Genomic DNA, 1,107 nt, shown 5'->3' on the forward strand with positions numbered 1-1,107 from the left:
AGTTAATTATATAAAGGTCGAAAATGTCTCTTGATTTCTAGATATTAGGTGTAATAGAGAAGGGTGATCTATTATAAATGATTTCAAATGAAACTATACACAATTTTAATGTACAAGAAGTATGGTCATGTTCGAAAGAAGAAGATAATATTGGTTATATTCTTGCATATTTAGTATTGGGTAAATAAGGGGAGGACTTCATGAATTCTTTTGATGAGATAGTTAAAACATTTCCAAAATTATTTCAAGATTTAATAGGCAATCAAAAACACAACTTTAGTTCTTTAACTAAAGGAGCAGTTAATCGTATTTTCAGCACAAAGCTGCCCATTTCTGGTGTTTATGTGATAACAGACAAAGAAAACAATCCAGTATATGTAGGTAGATCTCGAAATATGGCACAAAGACTTGGAGATGACCATAGGGCATTAGAAAAGTCACAAGCAAACCTAACGCACAAATATGCAAAACTTAACAACTTAACAGCTATAGAAGCTAGAAAATATATGTTTGAAAATTATTATGTCCAAATGATTGAAGTGGAAAACGACCATGCAAGAACATTGTTTGAGGTTTATGTTGCTATGAAAATCAATACTCCTTTCAATAGCTTTAGAGAGTCTTAAGAATCTTTCGTAGCAATTGGAGTTTGATTACATAACAAAATCGTATGTTATAATATGGATAAATTGTATTTGTACACTTAGACGGAGGGATTGCATTTGACACAAGAAGCTTTAGAAAGCCCAAAAGTATTTATTTCATATAGTTGGACTAATGATGAATATCAGCAATGGGTAATTGACTTAGCAAAACGACTAGTACACGATGGTGTTGAAGTAGCTATTGACAAGTGGGATTTAGTCGAAGGTCAAGATAAATATGTGTTTATGGAACAAATGGTTAAATCTGAAATTATCAATAAAGTACTAATACTATGTGATGAAAAGTATAAGAAAAGAGCTGACGACAGGCAAGGCGGAATAGGTGACGAAACACAGATAATTAGTGCAAAAGTATACCGGGATGTTAAACAAGAAAAGTTTATCCCGATTGTTACGATAAGGAACGAAGAAAATGAAAGTTTTATCCCAGACTATTTAGCAT

2 protein-coding genes are annotated in these 1,107 nt (G+C 32.0%); both read left to right on the plus strand.

The features are described 5' to 3' along the window. The first annotated feature begins 200 nt into the window (after window positions 1-200). Entirely contained in the window at window positions 201-626 is a 426-nt protein-coding gene (locus tag AC1DOS_RS20245) for a GIY-YIG nuclease family protein (protein ID WP_477538929.1), read from the plus strand. 96 nt (window positions 627-722) lie between these two features. Further along, on the plus strand, window positions 723-1,107 hold a 385-nt coding region (locus AC1DOS_RS20250; protein ID WP_477538930.1), incomplete at its 3' end, for an SEFIR domain-containing protein.

It is taken from the genome of Paenisporosarcina sp. P5_A11 (assembly GCF_056400705.1).